The organism is Brumimicrobium sp. (assembly GCF_048268645.1).
Taxonomy (GTDB): domain Bacteria; phylum Bacteroidota; class Bacteroidia; order Flavobacteriales_D; family Crocinitomicaceae; genus Brumimicrobium; species Brumimicrobium ulvae.
In genome coordinates this window covers 36759-57484 of record NZ_JBLWVE010000010.1, presented here as the reverse complement: position 1 = coordinate 57484, position 20726 = coordinate 36759, and the positions used below count along the sequence as shown (strand labels likewise).

Sequence of the window (20726 nt, the reverse complement as noted above, 5' to 3'; positions counted from 1 at the left end):
ATTTTCGTTAAAAATATGTTAAAAGAGAAGACCATTATCAATTTCGAACGTCTATGTTCATAAATACCAATTATATTAGCATAAACTGAACAATCAATATGAAGTTAATAAACACACTAATATTCACTGCAATCATCGGAATCAGTGGATTTGCACAAGACTTAACATTTAAAGTAACAGGAATAAAAGACACTACAGTTCATCTGGTGAAATATGTGGGTAGTAAACTTTATTATGCCGACACTGCCCAGTTGGTCAACAGTGTTGTTACATTCGACGGTAGCAAACAAGAACCTGGAATCATGGCGGTGCTTATGCCTGGACAGAATTACTTCCAGTTCATTCACAACAATGAAAAAGTACACATAGAAACAAAGTCACCAAACTATGTAAAACACATGGTAGTAAAATCCTCTGATGAAAACAAAATTTTCTTAGACTACATTCGATTCATGAAAACAAGACGTGAGAATGCCAATGCTTTGCAACAAGAAATGCAAGGATTGAATGAATCACAAACAGCTGAAAAAGAAGCTATTTCTGCTAAAATCAACAAGATTGGTAAAGACGTTTTAGCGTATCAAAATAAAGTTGTTAAGGACAATCCGAAGAAATTAGTTGCTAAAATCATTAAAATGTCATCGGATGTTCAAATTCCAGAGGCGCCAAAAAATGAGGAAGGTGAGCCCATTAATAAAAATTTCGCTTACGAATATTTTAGAGATCACTTTTTTGACAACATTGACTTAACAGACGACAGATTGGTGAATACTCCAGTTTTACAAAACAAGGTTGAGTATTTCTATTCTAAAAACATGTTGATTCAACATCCAGATTCGATCATCAAATACATTCACCCAGTTGTTGACCAACTCGACCCAAGTTCAATGATGTACCGTTTCTTTGTGACCAATATTACATCTCATTTTGAAAGGTCTAAGATTATGGGAATGGACAAAGTAACTAACTACATGATCAACAGATACTATTGTGCACCTGATAAAAACGGAAATCCAAAAGGTCACTGGATGGACGCTGAAAAACTAGATGAATTGTGTAAAGACACGAAAAAGAGATTGCGTTTAGTTCAAGGAGAGGTACCACCAAACATCATTTTACCTGATACAACAAGTAAAAAATGGTATAATTTACACGAAATAGAGGCGGATTACATCATTCTTTATTTCTGGGATCCAGGGTGTGGTCACTGTAAAAAGGTAACACCTAAGTTAGAAACGCTTTATTCACAAAAACTGAAAGCTAGAAATGTTGAGATTTTCTCAGTTGGAAAAGCTACTGGTGACGACTATGAAGATTGGAAAGAGTTCATTAAGAAAAATAAATTATCATACATTAATGTGGGTGTGACACGTGATATTTACGAGCAAGCCTCAGCTAATCCACATTCACTTATTCCTTCAAAAACAACCTTGGAGTCCATTAATTATCAAGATACTTATGATATTTATTCTACTCCACGTGTTTGGATTTTGAATAAAGACAAGGAAATTATTGCCAAATCTCTTAGTGTGGCTCAAATCGAAACAATGCTGGATGAATTGCAAGGGTTCAAAGATGCCGAAAAGCTATTTGAATTGGAAGAAAATCCAGAAGAGATGAAGCACTAAGCTTATATTAAGTTTTTAAATTACAGGGGGACGCACTTTGAGTGCGTCCTTTTTTTTGGTTCTATATGAATTTGTTTTTTAATTTATTCCTTAACACCAAGCAAATTGAATATTTGCAATTGACACACTAAACCTTTGGAGTGTAGGAAACGAAACTATAATTCCAGAGGTATTATATTAGATTTATCCATTTCTATAACTCGGAATGGGATGACGAGAAATCTCGATCTATTCAATAAGAATTAAATCAATAATGCATAATGAAAACAATTGGGGTTAGAAAATTCTGGAAGCACGTCATACTATTGGGGATGGACTTCAGTCTACCTATGATAATTAGACTGTGATTTCTCAAATCCAAAATATATGGCGAAATAGCGTGCTATTTCGCCATATATTTTGGATTTGATTTTCATTCAATTTTTAACCAAGGACTCACGTCCTTGGCTAAAAACATGCCGTACCTTCGGCACTTTTTTGTTTAGCTGCTATGACACCTATTAATTGCAAATGCTACGTTAAACTTTTATGAATACGGGAAATGAGATTTTGATTCCAAACTATAATTCCAGAAGTATAATATTAGATTTCTCCATTTCTAAATTCTTCGACCTTAGAAATGATCGAAATGACAAATTTATAGGATCTAGTTGGTGAAAAAATAGGGATACATAAAATGCATCCCTATTTGTGATTTTAATATTTACTTTTACTTATCGCTTTTACATTGCTCGTCTGGTTGAGCACCACACATTCCGCAAGCTGCTCCTTCTTCTTGTAAAACAGGATTATTACTTGCACATGTTCCAGCGAATTCTCCGTCCTTCTTTGCCCAGATTTTGATTGCTATTCCACCAAATGCTAAGGCCAATAAAAGGATTGCTATTAATACTAAGTCCATTACGTTTTATTTCTATAATTTATACTGCAAAGTTAAGGGAATTAACTTAATTATTCAAATCTATGAGTTCTCCTTTTCCTGTTCGCTCTAATGTTTTTGTCCCCGGAATTCCAACGTATTTGATGTCACCCTTTTGTCTGATTATTGCTTGCAGATTATTTGTATTTGCATTAATCAACATGTTAGATACTGTATTCGAATTAACAATGAGCCAATTGGCCGAAACCAGCTCCCTTGTATCACAGTAGCTATTGGTGTTACAATTCAAAAAGGTTGAATACGTTTTTCCTCTTAAGGTAAAATTCCCAAATCCATGTGTAACCACTGCGCTTGTATAACTGTTCTTTAAAGTCAAATCGACATCCCCCGCCCCATCAGTGATGGTCAAGCGCAATTCATCTGAACGCAAAGTATCCTGACTCTTTAATTCACTTGATCCTTCGTAATGTATAGCACGAATTGTATCCACGTAGACAAAAGCGTGGATTTTATTTTTGAAGGACCGTAAAAAATTGCACTTATTTTTGTTGCGAATAAAAAGATTTCCGTTATCCGCGACAATTTCAACATGAGGAAGCAAATTCTCCCCTCCTGACAATACTACCTTTGATTCAGCACTTTGAACAAGCGTATAATACAAATCATCATAGAGTTTTAGACTATCAATCTTTTGATCCACCAGCAATTCTAAAGTTCCATCCTCTCCTTTCGATTTAAAACACGATCTTTCACTGGCTTTTTTACAAGAAGAAAGCGCGATCATTAAAACCAACAATGTGAATATATTTTTCATTACCATCTATAACTTAGTCCGTATTCAAAATAATCTGCTTTTGCCCAATGTGATTTAATGGAAATGTTTGCCCAAAGTTTATCAATGATTTGAAATCTTCCCCCAAACTTATGGTACCACATTCCTGCTGGGTATAATGGTTTATAAAGATATCTTCCCATCGCTACAAACATATGAAACTTATGAATGGGTAAGACATATGCTCCATACACCCCCACTTGGAAATTCTTATCCCTACTGTAACCTCCACCATTATAAGCTACCGTTGAACCATTATAAATCAGATCTAAACCACCTTCAATCATACATTTATGCGTTGCTTTAAATTGTGCATAATTGGTCAAGGCAATCACACCATAACTATTTCCACCTGTTGGGTATATTTGTTTTACAGAACCAATCAATTGGGTAGAGAAATTCCACGATTTTAATTCAGTTCCTTCCCTTTCAAAAGATGCGCTGTCTTTTCTGTTTATCGGTTGCATGAAATAAGTGTAATTCAATCCCAAGAAAGGAAGGTTCAATCCTAAATTGGGTAATTTATAAGCCCCATTTGAAAAATGCGTCATACTCACTTTCATTCCCAGGACATGCTGTAAAATCTGTTTTTCAAAGCGCAGTCCAAAACTGACCAAACAATTCACATGCGATCCAATGGCATTGTTTTTAGGGTTAAGATCAACATCATAATGCTTGGTAACATAACCAATTCCTGCTTGTAATTCCGATCCTAAACTCCAGCCATTTTGTTTAACAAAAGGCAAGTAAATCCCTCCTGAAAAGGCATAAGCTTCACCAAGCACATTTGGGTTGCCCAGGTCTGAATAAAACAAATTGACACTGATTTTTGGAAAATTAAAATCATGATGCCACTGTTTTGTTCCATCAGTTTGTAAAACTCCACTTAACTCGACTGCATACGAATGTTGCTCAACCAAATGCGCCATTGTAGAACGATGAGGCATCAAGTATCCAATTTTAGGTTCGGCACCTATTCCGAAGTTATACTGTTGCGACCATAATGAACTCGTCGTCAAAACAGTAAAAAAACACAAAAGAAGAATTAAACTTGTTTTAAATTTCACGTAATAAAATAGTATTGATTTGATTCTCTTGCAAATATCGAATTTTATTTTTGAATGGCTTTCATAAATTTATTTGAAAGACCAATAAATGCTATTATTTTTGAAAAAAAACGAAAATGGACGAGCGATTAAAGGCCTTTGAGCGCCTACTAGATATTATGGACGATTTACGAGAGAAATGTCCTTGGGATAAAAAACAAACTTTAGAATCATTACGTCATTTGACCATAGAAGAAACTTATGAATTAGCAGATGCTATTTTAGACAATGATCTTGAAGAGTTGAAAGGTGAAATTGGGGACATCATGTTACACATGGTGTTTTACAGTAAGATTGCGAGTGAGAAAAATGCCTTTGACATTACCGATGTACTGAATGCAATTTGCGACAAACTGGTTCACCGCCACCCGCATATATATGGAGATGTGGTAGCTGAAGATGAAGCTACTGTAAAAGCCAATTGGGAAAAACTCAAGCTTAAGGAAGGAAAAAAATCTGTTTTATCTGGTGTTCCTAGATCTCTTCCCTCTCTTGTTAAAGCAGCAAGAATTCAGGAAAAAGTAAAAGGAATTGGATTTGATTGGGACGATTCAGAACAGGTTTTAGCCAAGGTTCATGAAGAATTAGGAGAACTAAAAGAAGAAGTCGAAAATAAAACAGACCGCGTTGAGGAAGAATTCGGTGATGTATTGTTTTCCATGATTAATTATGCCCGATTTATTGGAGTAAATCCAGAAACTGCCCTTGAAAGAACCAATAAAAAGTTCATCCAACGTTTTCAACAGATGGAAGTAATGCTTAATGCGGAAGACAAGTCCTTCGACGACATGAATTTGGAACAAATGGACGTTTATTGGGACAAGGCAAAATCCATCGTAGGTTAGAGCCTAAAACACTCCTCAATAAACAAAAACTACTTTTTAAAGATTTCACAGGCTATAAAACGTAAAAAAACATTATCTATGCGTGATAATTACTCAATAAAACTAAACATTTTGAAGAAGTTACTTTTTTTACTCCTCTTTGTTCTTTCATCGGGCGCACTACTTGCTCAAAAAAATTACACCATTCGTGGTTTTGTATACAACAGCGACAACGGTGAGGCTGAGAGCTATGTAAAGGTTCTTTTAAAACCTATTGTCATTAATCAAAGTAGTGAAATCAACGGTGCCCTAACAGATTTAGATGGATTTTTTCAATTCAACTCTATGCCTGCCGGTGATTACGTTCTTGAAATCAGAAGCCTTGAACACGAAGACATTATCGATACATTAAAGATAGGTGATAAAGAAATTACCACTTTACGCTATGAACTTCAAAAAAGTGAGGCTGTAAAAGAAATTGAAGAAGTGTCAATTGTCGGTCAAGACCAATCCAAAAGAACAAACATAGATATGTCTGTGAACAAACTGGATCAAGAAGGTCTAGAAAGACTTCCAAGTTTTGGTGCAGAAAACGATATTCTTGCGGCTTTCTCTGTAACCCCTGGAGTTGTTAGCACGGGAGATCAAGGTGGACAATTGTATGTACGTGGAGGAACACCAATTCAAAATAAAATTTTATTGGACGGAATGACCATTTACAATCCATTCCACTCAATAGGATTCTTTTCTGTTTTTGAAACAGAATTAATCAAAAGCGCAGATATCTATACTGGAGGATATTCTTCAGAATTTGGAGGACGAATTTCTTCAATTATGGACATCACCTACCGAGATGGTGATCTAAAAAAGCATGGTGGATTGGTATCTGTTTCTCCGTTTATGGGAAAAGCAGTATTAGAAGGACCAGTATTTAAAAACAAAAATGCTGCAGGAAGCGGAGGTTCGTATATTATCTCTGCAAAACATTCTTTATTAGACTACACTTCATCAGGCTTATATCCACATGCAAATGACGGTCAGGGGCTTCCTTTTACTTTTACAGATATCTACGGAAAGTTTACCATAAAAAGTCCAGAGGGAAGTAAATTCTCAGCCTTCGGATTCAGTAACAATGATGCTGTAAACTATACCAACATTGCAGATTTAAATTGGAAGTCATACGGTGGAGGAATAAACTTCATGCTTGTTCCAACTTCGAACCCTGTAATCATCAAAGGACACTTGAATGCTTCGAATTACGAAATCTTCTTTCAAGAAGAAAACGGACAAGCTCCAAGAACCAGTCAAATTGGTGGATTCGATCTTGGATTTGATTTTACTTACTTCTTGAAAAATCAATCTCAAATCACCTACGGATTTAATATTGGAGGATTCTCTACTTCGTTTAAAACATTTAACGAAGTGGGTAGAGAAATTAAAGTTGAAAATTACAATACCGAGTTAAGCGGTTACTTAAATTACCGTTTGGTGAAAGGGTTATGGGTGGTTAATCCAGGAGTACGTGTTCAAGCTTATCCTTCAGCATCAACAGTTATTCCAGAGCCACGTTTAGGTGTGAAATTAAACGCAACTGAAAACTTACGCTTTAAAATGTCTGGAGGTTATTATTCGCAAAACTTCACTTCTTCTTCTTCAGATAAAGACATTGTTACTTTATTTTACGGATTCTTAGCAGCCCCCACAAACGTGCAATCTTCATTTACAAAACCGAATGGAGCTGAAACAGAACCTAAAAACGGAATCCAAACTTCATGGCATGGTATCTTTGGTGTAGAATACGATTTCACACGTTCCTTCTCTGTGAATGTGGAAGGATACTACAAGTACTTCCCTAAGCTTTCAAACATCAACGTCAACAAACTTTATGATGACACTAAAGAATTCAGCGACGTACCTGACATTTACAAAAAGGATTTCTTAATCGAATCTGGAGTTTCTTACGGAGTTGATGTATTGTTAGAATACCAAAAAAACAGACTGTTCTTATGGGCTGTTTACTCTTTAGGTAAATCTGATCGTTGGGATGGTTTCTCAAACTACCCACCAGTATTTGACCGTAGACACAACATCAATTTAGTGGCTACTTACACTTTCTTAAAAGATAAGAGTTTAGAGGTAAGTGCACGTTGGAACTTTGGGTCTGGTTTGCCTTTTACTCCAACAGCAGGATATTATCAAGGTGAAAACTTTGATGACGGTATTACTACAGACTATACAACAACAAACCCTGATGATTTGAGCATTCTATTAGGTGGACTAAATACAAAACGTTTACCGACCTACCATCGTTTTGATATTACCATAAAAAAGCACTTCAAGTTTAAAAATGGAAATAAATTAGAAGTTAAAGGTGGAGTAACCAACATGTACAATAGAGACAACATTTTCTATGTCAACAGAGTTTCAAACGAAAAGATTTACCAATTGCCTTTCCTTCCAAGTTTAGGATTGAGTTTTAACTTTTAAGCAATGATATAATATCGATCAACCTATGGTTGGTGAAAAGCAGTCTTTTTAAGGCTGCTTTTTTTATTGGTAAATAAGAAGGAACTGGATTGAAAATTCTGAAAATAGTTTCAAGCAATTTCCTAGGATAAGCCCTATCGGCTCCCCTATTTAGATAGATGAATAAGCCGTCTAAACAGCGAGCAATAAAAGTATTAAATTAAGGATTGATCCCTTAATTCCACATCTCCATTTTATTTCTTTGTAAAACAAAAAGCCCTGACAAGCTTGCCAGGGCTTAATTTCAATATAAAATGACTATTTTAAAATCAATGTTTTTGTAACAACTGTGTTATCTGATGCAATTTTCACAAAGTACGCTCCCTCTTTTAAATGAGAAACATTCAGGTTTGCAAAAGTATCTTCAATATTAACATCCATAACAATTCTTCCAACAGCATCAACAATTGAAATACTTGCCTTATTTATACCATTAGGCAATTCAATATTTAATAACTGACTTGTTGGATTGGGATACAGTTTCGTTTCTGCTAATACTTCTTGTGAAAGCGATGTTGTTATAATATCTTTACTGAGTACAAAATTGAAGTCCCTAAGCACTGTTCCTCCAATTTGACCAAACCACATTGAGGTATGTGTAAATATGGGTAGGCTACTCACCGTATGATCATAATATTCATATTGATTGTGGATTACTGTAAAATCTGCTACTGGAGTTGTGATCACCATAGTATCTGTAATGTTATATCGCAACACATTGGTATAGACGCCAGTCAACCCCATATTCAATGTTCCTCTACCATCAACTTTAGTTCTTACTTTTCCACGAGCAGGCGCATTCATCAATTGGTTCATAAAGGTAAAAGTTGCCGTACCTTTGATGCTGTCTGTAATTTCATCTCCGAAGTCAAATGGATAAGTATAATACAAACCTTCATTAACCTCTAAGGTCAATATTAAATCACCATTATCAGCGTCATTAAAGACCAGTCCTTGACTGACTCTTTCATTGGCATCATCTGTAATAAAGGTAATGATTTCTCCTTCGGTTTCTATCGCCAAATCAGAATTAACAAAAGTTACATTATGTGCGGTTTGTTGAGGACTTTTAACATCTACCAATCGACTCTCACCATTATAGTCAATTAAATTTGAGTAATCCCAAGTTACACCATCTCCAGTAATGTTTGCGTAATCTGTAGCTGTACTATCAACAATGTAAAGTCGGATACTATCTCCTAACGCTGGAGCGTTACTTGCATCAAACTGAGCTGATAAAGAACCTGTTATTAGAGTAGCAATCAGTAAAATTTTATTTCTCATAGTGTTAAGTTTGTATTAGTTAATTATTTCAAATTTAGTCAATTAAATGAAATTTAAAAATACTAGGCAAAATAACTTTATAAGCTTATCTTATTCATAAGTAAAAAGCCTGACCTCAATTGCTTGAAATCAGGCTTTTCAATCTGTTTTAATTCTTGATTTATTTAATCACAACGTTTTTCGTCGTTGAATGAATACCATTTGAAATTTTAACAATGTAGATTCCTTTATTCATGTTAGAAACATCAACTGTTTTTACAGAAGCATCTACAGCTGCTGAATAAACGATACGTCCTAAAGCATCAGAAATCTCAACATTAGCACTTTCGATTGAAGACGGCAATTGAATGTTCAGGTTTTCAGTTGCTGGATTAGGATAAACAGCGGTTTTCTCTAACTCATTCTTGGTTACAGATACAAACTCTGTTGGTGCGTCCTTACTTAATACAAACGAAATATCAGACATTGGCGTACCACCAGCTTGACCAAACTGAACTCTCGTATGAACAAAAATAGGTAGATTACTAATTGAATGATCATAGTATTCATACTGCTCACGTGCCATTGTCATAGCACCAAAACCAGTAATAGTTACATGCATCGTATCCATAATTTTATACCTCAATACATCTGTATAATCGTTTCCCCATAGTTTTAAAGTACCTTTCCCATCAACTTCAGCAACTAAATTTCCAGTCATAGGCGCTGTTTGTGGCACTCCAAATGTATAGTCTACTTCTCCAACATAATCATCAACAATAGCAGCCGTTCCAAAGTCCATTGGGTAAGTGTACAACTGAGCTTGATCCGTTTCAAAACGAGCGACAACTTCACCAAGGCTTGCTTCTGTAAAAACAAACCCTTGACTTACTCGTCCTGTAGCATCATCTGTGGAATAATTCAATAAGAAGTTAGCAATATCTTGGGCTTTTGTAGAGAAGGGGTAACTTGTAGCATTCCCAGTAGATGTAGGATCTAAAATCTGGATATCTCTTGTTTCATTTTGATACCCCAATGTTGCACTATAATCCCAAGTGGCTGACGCACCTGTTTCAGCAGCATAATTTGGTGCTAAACTGTCTACGATGTATAAGGTAGCAGCGTCACCTACAGCTGGAGCATTAGACTCTACGAATTGTGCAAAAGCACTTCCTCCAAAAAGTACAGAAGCAACTAATAGTAAATTTCTTTTCATAATAATAGTTTTATTTGTAACAAAAATAACGAATTAAATCGAACAATAATAAAAAATTAAAAGTCCAAGTCTTTCCTTTCAGATATTCCTTAGCTTTGACATATAAAACGGAAATTAAACCATAAGCGTTGGAAAAAAAGTTAAAAAGGTATGCATACTTAGCGATTGCTGTAGTCTTATTGATCACTACTTTTTTCGCTCTTCAACTCCCCAATACGAAGCTCAATTATAATTTTGAAGAATTTTTTCCTTCCGAAGATGAAGAAACAAGCTTTTTTTATCAACACCGTGCCTTGTTTGAATCGGACAATGATTTTTTATTGATCGCTGTAGAAAGAAAGGACGGAATATTTAATCAACCCTTCTTACAAAAAGTTAATGCCTATGCAAAAGCTTTAGACACTGTTGATAATGTATTGTTCACCCGTGACATCACCCGAGAAAAAGAGACTTTCATTTACACCGGAGGAATGACCGGAGAACGTCCTTACATTCATTTAGACAGCACAAATTTTCAACAAGATTCTATAAACATTTACAAAAACAAAGAACTCATCAACACTTTGGTCAATGCCAAAGGTAATGCCATCGCTATTTTCCTTCGACATAAAGATTATTTAAGTAAAAAGAAAAGCGAACAATTGGTCAAGGATGTAAAAGCAGTTACCCACCAATTTGATTTTGAAAATGTTCGTATGGCAGGGAGAACTGTTGGACAAATTTACTACATCGAAATGATGCTCAACGAAATGACCTCCTACCTCCTCATTAGTATACTTCTTGTTGTTATTTTCTTATTGATTAGCTTCAAATCATTGTGGGGACTTCTGGTTCCGCAGATTGTTATACTGGGTTCAATGATTTGGATCGCTGGGTTTATGGCCTGGATAGACAAACCGATTAATATTTTATTAATTGTCCTTCCAGCAATTATGTTTGTGGTATCCATGTCCGATGTCATTCACCTTATTTCTAAATACCTCGAACTACTGAGGGAGAAAAAAACCAAACTTGAGGCGATAAAAATTGCGTTTAAGGAAATTGGAATGGCTACTTTTTTAACTTCTCTCACCACCTCCATCGGTTTCTTTTCTTTACTTTTTGTAAACATTATTCCCATACAAGATTTTGGTTTATACACAGGAATTGGAGTGCTCATGGCCTTTATCATTACCTATTCATCATTGCCTTTTTTATTTTACTTGACTAAAGTTCCAGCAATAGGAAAAAGAACAGACCGTAATTTTTGGAAACCCATCATGAGGAAAGTGTTCTTGATGACCATTAGAAATAGAAGGGTAATTCCACTTATAGGAATAATCGTCGTAGCTATTTTTGCGTATGGCGCCACTTTAATTGTGACCAATAATTACATCATGGATGATGTTAGTCCAAACAGTAGTGTCAAGAAAGACTTTGAATATTTTGATGCAACTTTTGGTGGTGTTCGCCCATTCGAACTTGCGATTAGTTTAAAAGACTCAACAGATAATATTTGGCATCCCGAAAGACTGGAGGATCTGGAAACAATTGATGCATACCTTCAGAATGAATACGGGGTCAATGTTAACATGTCATTGGTTCAGTATCTGAAAATTCTCAACAGGGCTTCACATGCTGGAAACACAGCTTATTTTAGTGTCCCAACCTCAAAAAAAGACATTCGACAATTCAAAAGAATGCTCAAAGTTGCAGACCAAGGAAGATTTATCGCTACGGTTTTGGATTCTACAGAGCAAACAACCCGAATCAATGGTGGAGTTCCAGATTGGGGAAACATCAAAGCCAGTGAAGAAAATAAAAAGTTATATCAATTTATTTCAGAAAATAATTTAGACCAGTATTTCAACATTAATGTAACGGGTACAGCTCAGCTTTTAGATAGAAATATGCGCTATATGTCTTCTAGCTTAGTGGAAGGTTTATCTTTTGCAATCCTGGTTGTTTCCATCCTAATGGCCCTTCTCTACCGTTCTTTTAGAATGCTCATTATCTCCATCATTCCGAACATCATTCCCTTGATTATCATTGCTGGGGTAATGGGCTTTTCTGGTATCAATTTAAAAATCACAACAGCCATTGTATTTACCATTTCTTTTGGAATTGCAATTGACGACACCATACATTTCTTAAGTAATTTTAAACTTGAACTGAAACGTGGAAAATCAAAACTTTACGCACTAAAAAGCACTTACTTAAGCACAGGTAAAGCAATTGTATTGACCTCTGTTATCCTGATCGGTGGATTTGGAATGTTATTGATATCAAGTTTTATGGGAACCTATTACATGGGACTAATGATTTGTATCACCTTGGTGGTTGCTGTGCTTTCTGACTTATTTATTCTTCCCTTACTTTTACTTTACTTTTTCCCCGATCCGAATAAAAACAAAGCTCTAGTTAAAAAAGTCCCAAGTGATTCCTAGGCGAATTAAGAAGGGCATAATAGGATAGTCGGGATCAATTTTTGTTGTTGGGTCTTGAAATAAGGAAGATAAATTTTCAGCTTTAACGAAAAACCTAAATTCTTCAATCGAGGCCGCAAAAAAGGCATTTAACTGAAGCAAATCAGTGGTTTTATTTACAGACTGCACCGGTTGAAGAATGTCTAAAACACCATTGTAAGCCATGTACTGGTACCCCGATTCGTATCCTAAATCAACACCGAGCGATACTCCTAACTTTTGGGCTTTGAACAACTTGGTCGTAAATGCAATTCTATTTAATGTAGAGAAAACAGGTTGATAATTGAAGTTGGCTGAGTTAAACCGTAGCGTTGCCGAAGGATAAAACGACCATTGACCAAGTTTTAATCCCCCTTTCAACTGAAAAGCACCAATGGAAACCAAAGCTAGAGTATCTTGTCTCCATTGATTGTTTATAAAGTAACGACCATTGTTAACACTCGTCCACACTACGTTTGCCTCTACAAACTGTGTTTCACCAAGCTGAATACTCCCCGCAACTTGTAGTTTTTGCTGCATTTTCAAGTTGTCAATACTCCATTGATAATAATTGGCTGTATGGAAGCGTTGATAAGGTGTTGGATAAAGGTTTTCAAAATTGAGTTTTCCCTTCACCGACAAGTTTTTCAGCATTTGAAAATTCATCTGGGTATAATTTTTCAATTCCCCTGTTGCCCCAAGCAAGTTAAAATAAAACTCGTTATGTAAATCCAATCGTTCACCTAAAGCAGTCCAAAGGTTAGAATGCAAAAAGACCTCGTTTGTATCTCTGTTGATTCCCAAGTTTTGGTTTCTCCAATAACTGTGATTTAATGTTGCATCTATTTGAAAAGCGGGTGAGTTAAAGTAAACTCCTGCACCATTTGAAAATCGAGCGGTTTGATACTGATCTCTTGTCGTTCCATTCGTATCTACAAAGAAGGTATCAACTATTGTTAAATCCGTTAGCTGTTCAGTATATTCACGTCCAACAATACTGTATTGATGTCTGGTTTTAAATCCAGAACCGATAATAGAATCACCGATAAATCTCATATAATTGTCCCACTGCACGTCTAGTTTTCTTATGCGAGAGCGTGCGTTTTCTCTTTGCACTGGGGTGAACTCAATTTCAAAATCACGCAATAGAGAGTCTGTGGATATACCACCATTTTGCGTCATTTCATGGGCTCCATAATAAGCTTCTAAGTGAGTTGAATATCGATTTTTAGCGTGAAAGAACTTCAGGTTTAAATCATTGAGTTTATAATCACTGTTTCTTAAAAAACCGTTACTCGTTTTTCTATTATAGCGAAAATGAATGTGTGTTTGAGGTCTAAAAAACTGGTGATATTCAAGGTCTAAATCTTGAGTCATCGAAGATCCAAAGGCATATCTAAACCCGAGGTAAGGCAATCCTGTAAATTTTGGTGTTACCTTTTGTTGAGTTGTTAAGTAACTAAAACCAGCCGGACTCACAAAAGTATTTCCTGCAAGATGGCGTTCATGAAGGTTTCCGTATCCACCACCTGGACGAAGGTTGTAGTTACCAATAAAACTGGCATCAATTGAATCTAGTTGAGCCCCTCCTGATCGATAGCCTATTTTCAAGGAGTCCATTTCGGAAAAAAACAGCGACCTCTGTCCAACAGCAGTGAAGGAGATAACTAGCAATAAAATAACGAACAGTGACCTCAATTGGTTCTATTTAATTAATGGAGATTATTCAAATTAACGATAAAGAAGCAAATTTATGATTTTAACCTTAAAAGAGCTTGAAATGCCTTAGAATTTTCACATGTTAATCTGAATTCCATAAAGGAAAGAGAGGATTGAGGATGAAGAGTAGATGAACGAACTTTATCTAATGAATGCTACTTTGAGTTTTTAATTACACGATAATAACTGTGTCGATCACGGTTAGAAATACGCAATAAAAAAACACCATCTTCAAAATCATCAATATTGAGGTTTGTAGAATTGTTATTGATTAAAAGTTCTGAAAGCGTTCTTCCTGAACCATCTATTAACTCCATAACATACTGGTCATTGGTTAGATTTTTTATAATAATATTCAACTCATTGCTGTTGGGGCTTTTTCTTACCACAACTTCTGATAAGCCCATGTAGTCTTCCAAACCTATAGTATTTACAACAATTCCTTGCGGCGCCTCAGATGCCGAATAATCACTATTCAATAGATCAACAGGGAAACTTTCTTGCATTCTTCTTTCAATTACGATATGATCTCCTGTATTATATTCGCGTTCAACATCTAAAGATGACTTTCTAGCACTTGGATCATCATGGGTGTGAATTGCATTACTCACATCGCTTCCACCAGCCGAAGTTTCTATATCTGCTAAGGTAAGTTCATCCAAAGTTGCTGAAATTGTATTAAAATCTAATACATTCACTGAGTCTGAAGTCATAAATCCAACAGGTGCATTACTAAAGATGTTATTTCCTTTAGAAACTATTTTTGGAGTACCGTTGTTGGACAAATTTGAACCTGCTTTAGGACTTGTCCAAATAATGCTTTCTTCCACGGTAATGATAGACGTCGCCGGAGATTCGTAGTTTATAGACAAAACACCACAACCTTCATGTGCTAAATTGTTAATGATCGAACTGTTATTAATGTTTACAATAGAAGAAGAATTCGAATCATAAGATTCTGATAAAATCCCACCACCTTCAAAAGCGGAATTATCTGATACACTACTGTTTGAAATTGAAACTGTAGATGAGATTTCTGAGGCAGATAAAATTCCACCTGCAGCATCAAATCCAGAATTTTCGTTAATCGTTGAAAGATTCACCTCTACTTCTGAAGATTGTTGGGAGTATGAAAAAATTCCACCACCGACTTCTGCCGAGTTGTTAGAAATAAAACTATTGTTTACAACAACTTTGGAGTATGGAGCTGATAAAGAATAAACGCCACCACCAGTATAAGATGAATTATTAAAAATCATGCTGTTGTTTAAGTTTACAGTAGAACCTGCAAAAGCAGTTGCATACAATCCTCCACCTTGGGTAGAAGAAATATTATTTGACACAAGGCAGTTGGATAAACCGACTGAAGAGTAATCACTAGCTTCAACAAACACACCTCCGCCAACATTTTTTGAAGCATTTCCATTCACCATGCAATTTACAAGGTTAACCTTAGCATAAGACAAGTTATTTCTTAGGTAAATTCCACCCCCTTTTGAAGAAGCAAAAAGCAGTCCTCCATAATTCAGAAACTCTCCTTGATCGTCAGCATTTCCACCGACAATATTGACTCCATCCATCCTTAAATTTTCTACACCAGCTAAAATAAAGACATGATAAGCGTTTTCAATGTTATTTGAAATACTCAAATCAAAACTATTGTCTGAAATGACATCATCGTTATTGAAATCTCCGCTAAAGGTGGTAACATGGTCCCCTATTTCTCTGTCATCAAGATGTTTTTCGCTACCTGAAAACCCACCATAAATGATAAGGTTTTTATCTGCTGCATGAAACGTTCTGTTTCTTTTGTCTTGAACATTTGCACCATCAAGGGTTTGAGTTGGGTGATAAACGCCCTCTGCCACCCAAATGGTATCTTGATAAACGGACTGGTCTAAAGCATTTTGGAAATCTGTAAATGCGTTCTCCCAAGAACTCCCATCATTCTTTCCTGATGTGGCCTTCTGATCAACATAGATTTGTGATTGTACATTGTTAAAAAAGAACATTACAATACCAAAGACCATGGAGATATTTCTTCGCTGATATTTCATAACATGTGATTCAGTTAGTTTAACTCATTCATTATAAATGAATTAATTCTTCATAATAGTATGAAAAATATGTTACAAAACAGCATTTTTTGTTGTGAAATATACTTTTTATTTTCAATTTGCCCGAAAACACTAGAAAACACTAGAAAACACTAGATTACTAAAAATCAGAAAGATAAGTTCTTATTAGAGAAGTCTATAATTTTCCTAAATAAAAAACAGTTCCTTTTAAAAAGGAAATCAGACCTTCATACAGTTCAGAATAATGTTTTGTTACTGGCTGATGAAATAACATTAAAAAAACATAAGACAGTGAACTTAGCATTCAGCAAACAACTCGTAAAAAAGGGGGGATATAAAAAAAACCCATGTAGCTTAAATCTGGAAACCTCAGACTGACATGTATAGAACCTCCGATTTATTTCTGTAATCCTCTGGGTTATCCTTTTCGTTTCCGACTTAGGGAGGCCCGCCATTGATAAATCAAGTACAGTTCTAATTGTAATATTTTAAGCTTCAAACAACGCTACATGGGCGGTCTTGCGACCTCAAACGAATCGAACACTAATAGGTGATCGTTTGTGATATAAAACTACTGAATAAATCGTGTTCCACCAAAATAAACCTATACTATTTATTACTTATTTTCACTTTTCATAAGCATTAGTGCCTAAGTTGCTGATTATCTTCAATCTGTTTTTTTCATAAAAAAAGCACCAAACCATTCAGTTCAGTGCCTTTTGAAATAATTAATCGATCTTTCTACTACTTTCTAAAATGAAAGATTCCCCAATTGTCCTTTAAGTTGTTCCTCAAAGGATTTCACAACTTGCTTTAATATATTTTCGTTTTTATCCTTCAAAACCAATTTCATCACTACTTCTTCGTTGTCACCAACAATAGAAAAATGATCTGCAAGGCGAAGTAACATATCATACTGACCTCCTGTTCTATCAAGTTCTGAACCTACAAACCTTTTCAAGTCAATATAGAAAGAGAATGGTTTTTCTCCAAAATCTTCCATGTCTGAAACTGCATCCATAGCATCAACCTTGAAAGATTCTTTTGATTCGTCTTCACTATGCATCACAATAGCATTGTCCTTGATCAACATCATTGACTGATTGTATTGGTAATATCCATCTCCTAAATCAACCACCTCTCCATCTTCAGAAAAGGTTTGCAATAAATTCATCATATTTTCCGTGTCCTTTCCCAATCCAAGATAAAGATTTACATTAGGAATACTTCCCATACCTACCAAGTCCTCTTTAGGCTCTTCGCTTCCAATCATCATTCCTACATTACCATTCATCATGTCAGACAATTCATCCCCCACAATTGATTCAATCATTTTTCCTTGTGTTCCAAATACACCAAATAGTGATTGGTCTGAATCTGGAGAAAAACGCTTCATTAAATCTTCTAATTTATCAACATCAAAAGACAAAGCCATTGCGACTAGTGGAGTCCCTGGCCCTATACTTTTAGTAATCTCGCTTGCACCATTCTTTTTAAAGAAATGAGCTTCCTTTAATTCATCACTTACATTAGAAATATTGATTCTTGTAGTTAAATCACCTTTATTGAAATCAAGGGCTAAAAAGAAATGTCCATCATCAACAAGATTTTCAACTTCTTCTTGCTGTTCTTTTGATAAGTTTTTCAGTGATGTATTAGAAGTCTTATATAAGTTTTCAAGATGAGAAGCCACTAAAACATCTGTTGGTTCTGCAAGAATTTTTGTTACTCTTTCATCTGCTTCCTTCAATTCAAAAGCAGCAAACGAATTGAGCAATAATCCTTTTGGATCATCTCCAAAGTTGGCCGAAACCATCACTGCTGTTTGATCGTTAAATCCTACTGCCATATTCATTTCATAAGACACCATCAAATCGCCTTCTTCCTCGAAGAAAAGTCCTGTTTTTTCAAACATGACCTGAAGACTATCCGTGTTCTCTACACTCATAAAGACATAAGCAACCTTAGGCAATCCATCATTATTTAAAGGTCCCTCAAGTGCAAAATGAATTTTATCTGACATTTTTAGTGCCGATTCAATCGTGGAAAGTTGATCTGTAATAAACGCTCCTAGATCTGGAATTTCCGTTAAGGCTGATTTATCTTTAATCGCGTTAAAGTCTATGTAACCATAACTCACCACGCTTTCAGAGTTGCTCACAAATTTCGCGACTTTGGAATTCAATTCACTTGTGCTTTTTGCTTTACAACCAATGAAGGCAGAAAATATTAAGGCTCCTGTAAAAAGGTAAAACAATTGTTTTTTCATCTTATCTATTCGGTTTTAATTTGTTATAATCTGTTTTTGATTTGATAAATATATATATTCTCTTTTTGATTCCCCGTTTTCTCACCACTAATTGTTCTTGAACTTGTAACAAACCTTTGGTTTTAAGCGACAAAACACTCCTTCTGACCTTTTACATTCAGAATATAAATATAGGCAGAGGCCATAAGATTGCTCAGTATTCCACACCAGTTACGCTGAATCAAAACTCCTATAAAATGGCAATGAATAAAATAAGCAGAAGGGAATTTTGCTTCTGCCCCATTAAGATAGTGTCTATTTCAGGTTCGATACATTAAAATTCTATTCCATTTGAGTTTCGAAAACAAATTTACGCAACTGGTGTTATCAAATTAGAATTGTCATTATGGTGAAGATTTATGTTCAATTACATCCAATGAAACATAAACCATCAATGAATTCATCTTGGAAATGGAACTTCATCCCTTTCTTATTTTAACTTTGTAACATGCATGAATTAGAGCCTTATTTTAATTGGAGAGACCATTATGTTTCATCTGAAGATGAACGCTCTCCTTTTTACAATAAAGAATATAGTGAATTTGAGTATTCTGAAGTGGTATACAATTACCTCCTGCATCCGCAGTGGGATAATTTTGGTTCTCCAACCTTATTTATCAAGATCTTATTTACAGACTATGAAGAAGGTTTTACGGTGATTGAACTTATTGGTGAATGGAACGATGCCATCAACAACGACATCATGATGCTTAAAAGAGATATTGTAGAGCACCTAATGCATGAAGGAATTGACAAATTTATTCTCATTGGTGAAAACGTGCTCAATTTCCACTATTCAGACGACTGTTATTACGAAGAATGGTTTGATGAACTTGATGATGGTTACATTGCCTTAGTGAACTTTCATGATCACGTCATACAGGAGTTCAACGAAATCCATTTGGACCAATACTTTGTTTCTGGTGGAGAACTAGAAGATTTTTCTTGGAGAACATATACGCCTAGTCAGTTTTATGAAAAGATTAACGCTTATGTTCAAAAAAGATTAATGTAATTAATGGTTTTTATCTATTAGCATTTTCGCAACAAGTTGATCGATAGGAAAAGTCAGTTCTTCTTTCTTCAACTCTTCAATCTTCTTCCAACGATGCGATTCGACTTCTTCTTCAGAGAAATCAAATGCAATTTTTGATGTTTTGATGTCATGAATTTGATCAGTTAAAACGAAATAATAAACACTTATAATTTGATCGTTTTTTCCGAAGGCTGACTTTTGATAAAAATCAGTGAGGTAAAAAAGCGTTCCTACTTCTATAGCAATTTCCAATTCTTCTTTGAATTCTCGGATCAAGCAATCTTTAATTCCTTCACCCAATTCCAAACCTCCCCCAGGAAACTTTGTGAATTTCTGACCCAACCGGCGTTCATCAGAAAGTAACACTTCATTATCTTCATTTATTAATATGCCGTAAACTCGAATATTGAAAGCCATATTTATTTTTCTAAAATTGATTGAATGTCGGGTTTGAAATAATTTTCTCCTTTAAGCACTTTGCCATCCGCTCTATAAATAGGATTCCCATCGGTATCTAATTTACTCATATTAGACCTTTGAATCTCCTCAAAAACTTCAGTGATGACATCTTGCATTCCATGCTTTAAAATCGTTCCACATAAAATATATAGTTGGTCTCCCAAAGCATCAGCTATTTCAACTAAATCTTCATTCTTCGCTGCTTCCAAATACTCATTGTTCTCTTCTTGCATTAAGCGGTGGCGCAACACAAACTGATCTTCACCAATAACTGTAGTAGGCACTTCTTTGTTTTCAATACCAAAACTGTTGTGAAATTGTGCTACATGTTTTATGGCTTCTTTTATTGTCAAGTCTTTCATAATCCACTAAATTATTGAACTAATTTAGAGATTCCTATTCCTTAA

Annotated in this window: 15 protein-coding genes; 5 read left to right on the top strand and 10 right to left on the bottom strand. The window is 35.2% G+C overall.

Features of this window, described 5'->3' with window-relative positions; genetic code table 11:
* The first annotated feature begins 98 nt into the window (after nucleotides 1–98).
* A complete protein-coding gene (locus ACN0U3_RS09395; RefSeq protein ID WP_417266011.1) occupies nucleotides 99–1628 on the top strand; it encodes a thioredoxin-like domain-containing protein in 1530 nt (509 codons plus the stop codon).
* A 709-nt stretch (nucleotides 1629–2337) separates the two neighbouring features.
* Here ACN0U3_RS09395 and ACN0U3_RS09390 read toward each other — a convergent pair.
* From ACN0U3_RS09390 to ACN0U3_RS09380, 3 genes are read right to left on the bottom strand one after another with little or no spacing between them, the layout of a single operon-like run.
* Complete coding sequence (locus ACN0U3_RS09390; RefSeq protein ID WP_299201135.1) at nucleotides 2338–2529, bottom strand: membrane or secreted protein; 192 nt, start codon at nucleotides 2527–2529, stop codon at nucleotides 2338–2340.
* A gap of 46 nt (nucleotides 2530–2575) precedes the next feature.
* On the bottom strand, nucleotides 2576–3322 hold the full coding sequence (locus ACN0U3_RS09385) for a GIN domain-containing protein (protein WP_417266010.1): 747 nt from the start codon (nucleotides 3320–3322) through the stop codon (nucleotides 2576–2578).
* Nucleotides 3322–4407 (bottom strand): acyloxyacyl hydrolase, encoded by a 1086-nt coding sequence (locus tag ACN0U3_RS09380; RefSeq protein WP_417266009.1) that lies wholly within the window; start codon nucleotides 4405–4407, stop codon nucleotides 3322–3324. The genes ACN0U3_RS09385 and ACN0U3_RS09380 overlap by 1 nt, the downstream gene beginning before the upstream one ends.
* Before the next feature lie 116 nt (nucleotides 4408–4523).
* Here ACN0U3_RS09380 and mazG point away from each other — a divergent pair, with 116 nt between their 5' ends.
* Both mazG and ACN0U3_RS09370 read left to right on the top strand, forming a co-directional pair.
* A complete protein-coding gene (gene mazG / locus ACN0U3_RS09375) occupies nucleotides 4524–5291 on the top strand; it encodes a nucleoside triphosphate pyrophosphohydrolase (RefSeq protein WP_299201126.1) in 768 nt (255 codons plus the stop codon).
* A 111-nt stretch (nucleotides 5292–5402) separates the two neighbouring features.
* Entirely contained in the window at nucleotides 5403–7757 is a 2355-nt protein-coding gene (locus ACN0U3_RS09370) for a TonB-dependent receptor (RefSeq protein ID WP_417266008.1), read from the top strand.
* Between the two features lie 297 nt (nucleotides 7758–8054).
* On the opposite strand, the gene ACN0U3_RS09365 is transcribed toward ACN0U3_RS09370, so the two are convergent.
* Both ACN0U3_RS09365 and ACN0U3_RS09360 read right to left on the bottom strand, forming a co-directional pair.
* Complete coding sequence (locus ACN0U3_RS09365) at nucleotides 8055–9080, bottom strand: T9SS type A sorting domain-containing protein (RefSeq protein ID WP_417266007.1); 1026 nt, start codon at nucleotides 9078–9080, stop codon at nucleotides 8055–8057.
* 160 nt (nucleotides 9081–9240) lie between these two features.
* Nucleotides 9241–10275, bottom strand: coding sequence for a T9SS type A sorting domain-containing protein (locus tag ACN0U3_RS09360; RefSeq protein WP_417266006.1), 1035 nt, complete (start codon nucleotides 10273–10275; stop codon nucleotides 9241–9243).
* Between the two features lie 128 nt (nucleotides 10276–10403).
* Here ACN0U3_RS09360 and ACN0U3_RS09355 point away from each other — a divergent pair, with 128 nt between their 5' ends.
* The gene (locus ACN0U3_RS09355) at nucleotides 10404–12701 is read left to right on the top strand and encodes an efflux RND transporter permease subunit (protein WP_417266005.1); all 2298 of its coding nucleotides are present in this window, start codon (nucleotides 10404–10406) and stop codon (nucleotides 12699–12701) included.
* On the opposite strand, the gene ACN0U3_RS09350 is transcribed toward ACN0U3_RS09355, so the two are convergent.
* The 3 genes from ACN0U3_RS09350 to ACN0U3_RS09340 all read right to left on the bottom strand — a co-directional run bounded on the left by ACN0U3_RS09350 (nucleotide 12672) and on the right by ACN0U3_RS09340 (nucleotide 18785).
* Nucleotides 12672–14417 (bottom strand): putative porin, encoded by a 1746-nt coding sequence (locus tag ACN0U3_RS09350; protein WP_417266004.1) that lies wholly within the window; start codon nucleotides 14415–14417, stop codon nucleotides 12672–12674. The two genes, ACN0U3_RS09355 and ACN0U3_RS09350, sit on opposite strands and share 30 nt — an antisense overlap.
* A gap of 176 nt (nucleotides 14418–14593) precedes the next feature.
* Nucleotides 14594–16495 carry a T9SS type A sorting domain-containing protein gene (locus tag ACN0U3_RS09345; RefSeq protein WP_417266003.1) on the bottom strand — a complete coding sequence of 634 codons (1902 nt, stop codon included), beginning with the start codon at nucleotides 16493–16495 and terminating at the stop codon, nucleotides 14594–14596.
* 772 nt (nucleotides 16496–17267) lie between these two features.
* Complete coding sequence (locus ACN0U3_RS09340) at nucleotides 17268–18785, bottom strand: hypothetical protein (protein WP_299201106.1); 1518 nt, start codon at nucleotides 18783–18785, stop codon at nucleotides 17268–17270.
* Between the two features lie 487 nt (nucleotides 18786–19272).
* On the opposite strand from ACN0U3_RS09340, the gene ACN0U3_RS09335 reads away from it, so the two are divergent.
* Complete coding sequence (locus ACN0U3_RS09335; RefSeq protein WP_299201104.1) at nucleotides 19273–19839, top strand: hypothetical protein; 567 nt, start codon at nucleotides 19273–19275, stop codon at nucleotides 19837–19839.
* On the opposite strand, the gene ACN0U3_RS09330 is transcribed toward ACN0U3_RS09335, so the two are convergent.
* Both ACN0U3_RS09330 and ACN0U3_RS09325 read right to left on the bottom strand, forming a co-directional pair.
* Nucleotides 19840–20277 carry an NUDIX domain-containing protein gene (locus tag ACN0U3_RS09330; RefSeq protein ID WP_417266002.1) on the bottom strand — a complete coding sequence of 146 codons (438 nt, stop codon included), beginning with the start codon at nucleotides 20275–20277 and terminating at the stop codon, nucleotides 19840–19842.
* A gap of 2 nt (nucleotides 20278–20279) precedes the next feature.
* Nucleotides 20280–20681, bottom strand: a complete 402-nt coding sequence (locus tag ACN0U3_RS09325) for a hypothetical protein (protein ID WP_417266001.1) — start codon at nucleotides 20679–20681, stop codon at nucleotides 20280–20282.
* Between the last annotated feature and the right edge of the window lie 45 nt (nucleotides 20682–20726).

Excerpts from the sequence above, each read along its gene's own strand:
- ACN0U3_RS09395 (WP_417266011.1), top strand. The coding sequence starts at position 99 with ATGAAGTTAATAAACACACTAATATTCACTGCAATCATCGGAATCAGT.
- ACN0U3_RS09390 (WP_299201135.1), bottom strand. The coding sequence starts at position 2,529 with ATGGACTTAGTATTAATAGCAATCCTTTTATTGGCCTTAGCATTTGGT.
- ACN0U3_RS09385 (WP_417266010.1), bottom strand. The coding sequence starts at position 3,322 with ATGAAAAATATATTCACATTGTTGGTTTTAATGATCGCGCTTTCTTCT.
- mazG (WP_299201126.1), top strand. The coding sequence starts at position 4,524 with ATGGACGAGCGATTAAAGGCCTTTGAGCGCCTACTAGATATTATGGAC.
- ACN0U3_RS09365 (WP_417266007.1), bottom strand. The coding sequence starts at position 9,080 with ATGAGAAATAAAATTTTACTGATTGCTACTCTAATAACAGGTTCTTTA.
- ACN0U3_RS09360 (WP_417266006.1), bottom strand. The coding sequence starts at position 10,275 with ATGAAAAGAAATTTACTATTAGTTGCTTCTGTACTTTTTGGAGGAAGT.
- ACN0U3_RS09345 (WP_417266003.1), bottom strand. The coding sequence starts at position 16,495 with ATGAAATATCAGCGAAGAAATATCTCCATGGTCTTTGGTATTGTAATG.
- ACN0U3_RS09340 (WP_299201106.1), bottom strand. The coding sequence starts at position 18,785 with ATGAAAAAACAATTGTTTTACCTTTTTACAGGAGCCTTAATATTTTCT.
- ACN0U3_RS09335 (WP_299201104.1), top strand. The coding sequence starts at position 19,273 with ATGCATGAATTAGAGCCTTATTTTAATTGGAGAGACCATTATGTTTCA.
- ACN0U3_RS09330 (WP_417266002.1), bottom strand. The coding sequence starts at position 20,277 with ATGGCTTTCAATATTCGAGTTTACGGCATATTAATAAATGAAGATAAT.
- ACN0U3_RS09325 (WP_417266001.1), bottom strand. The coding sequence starts at position 20,681 with ATGAAAGACTTGACAATAAAAGAAGCCATAAAACATGTAGCACAATTT.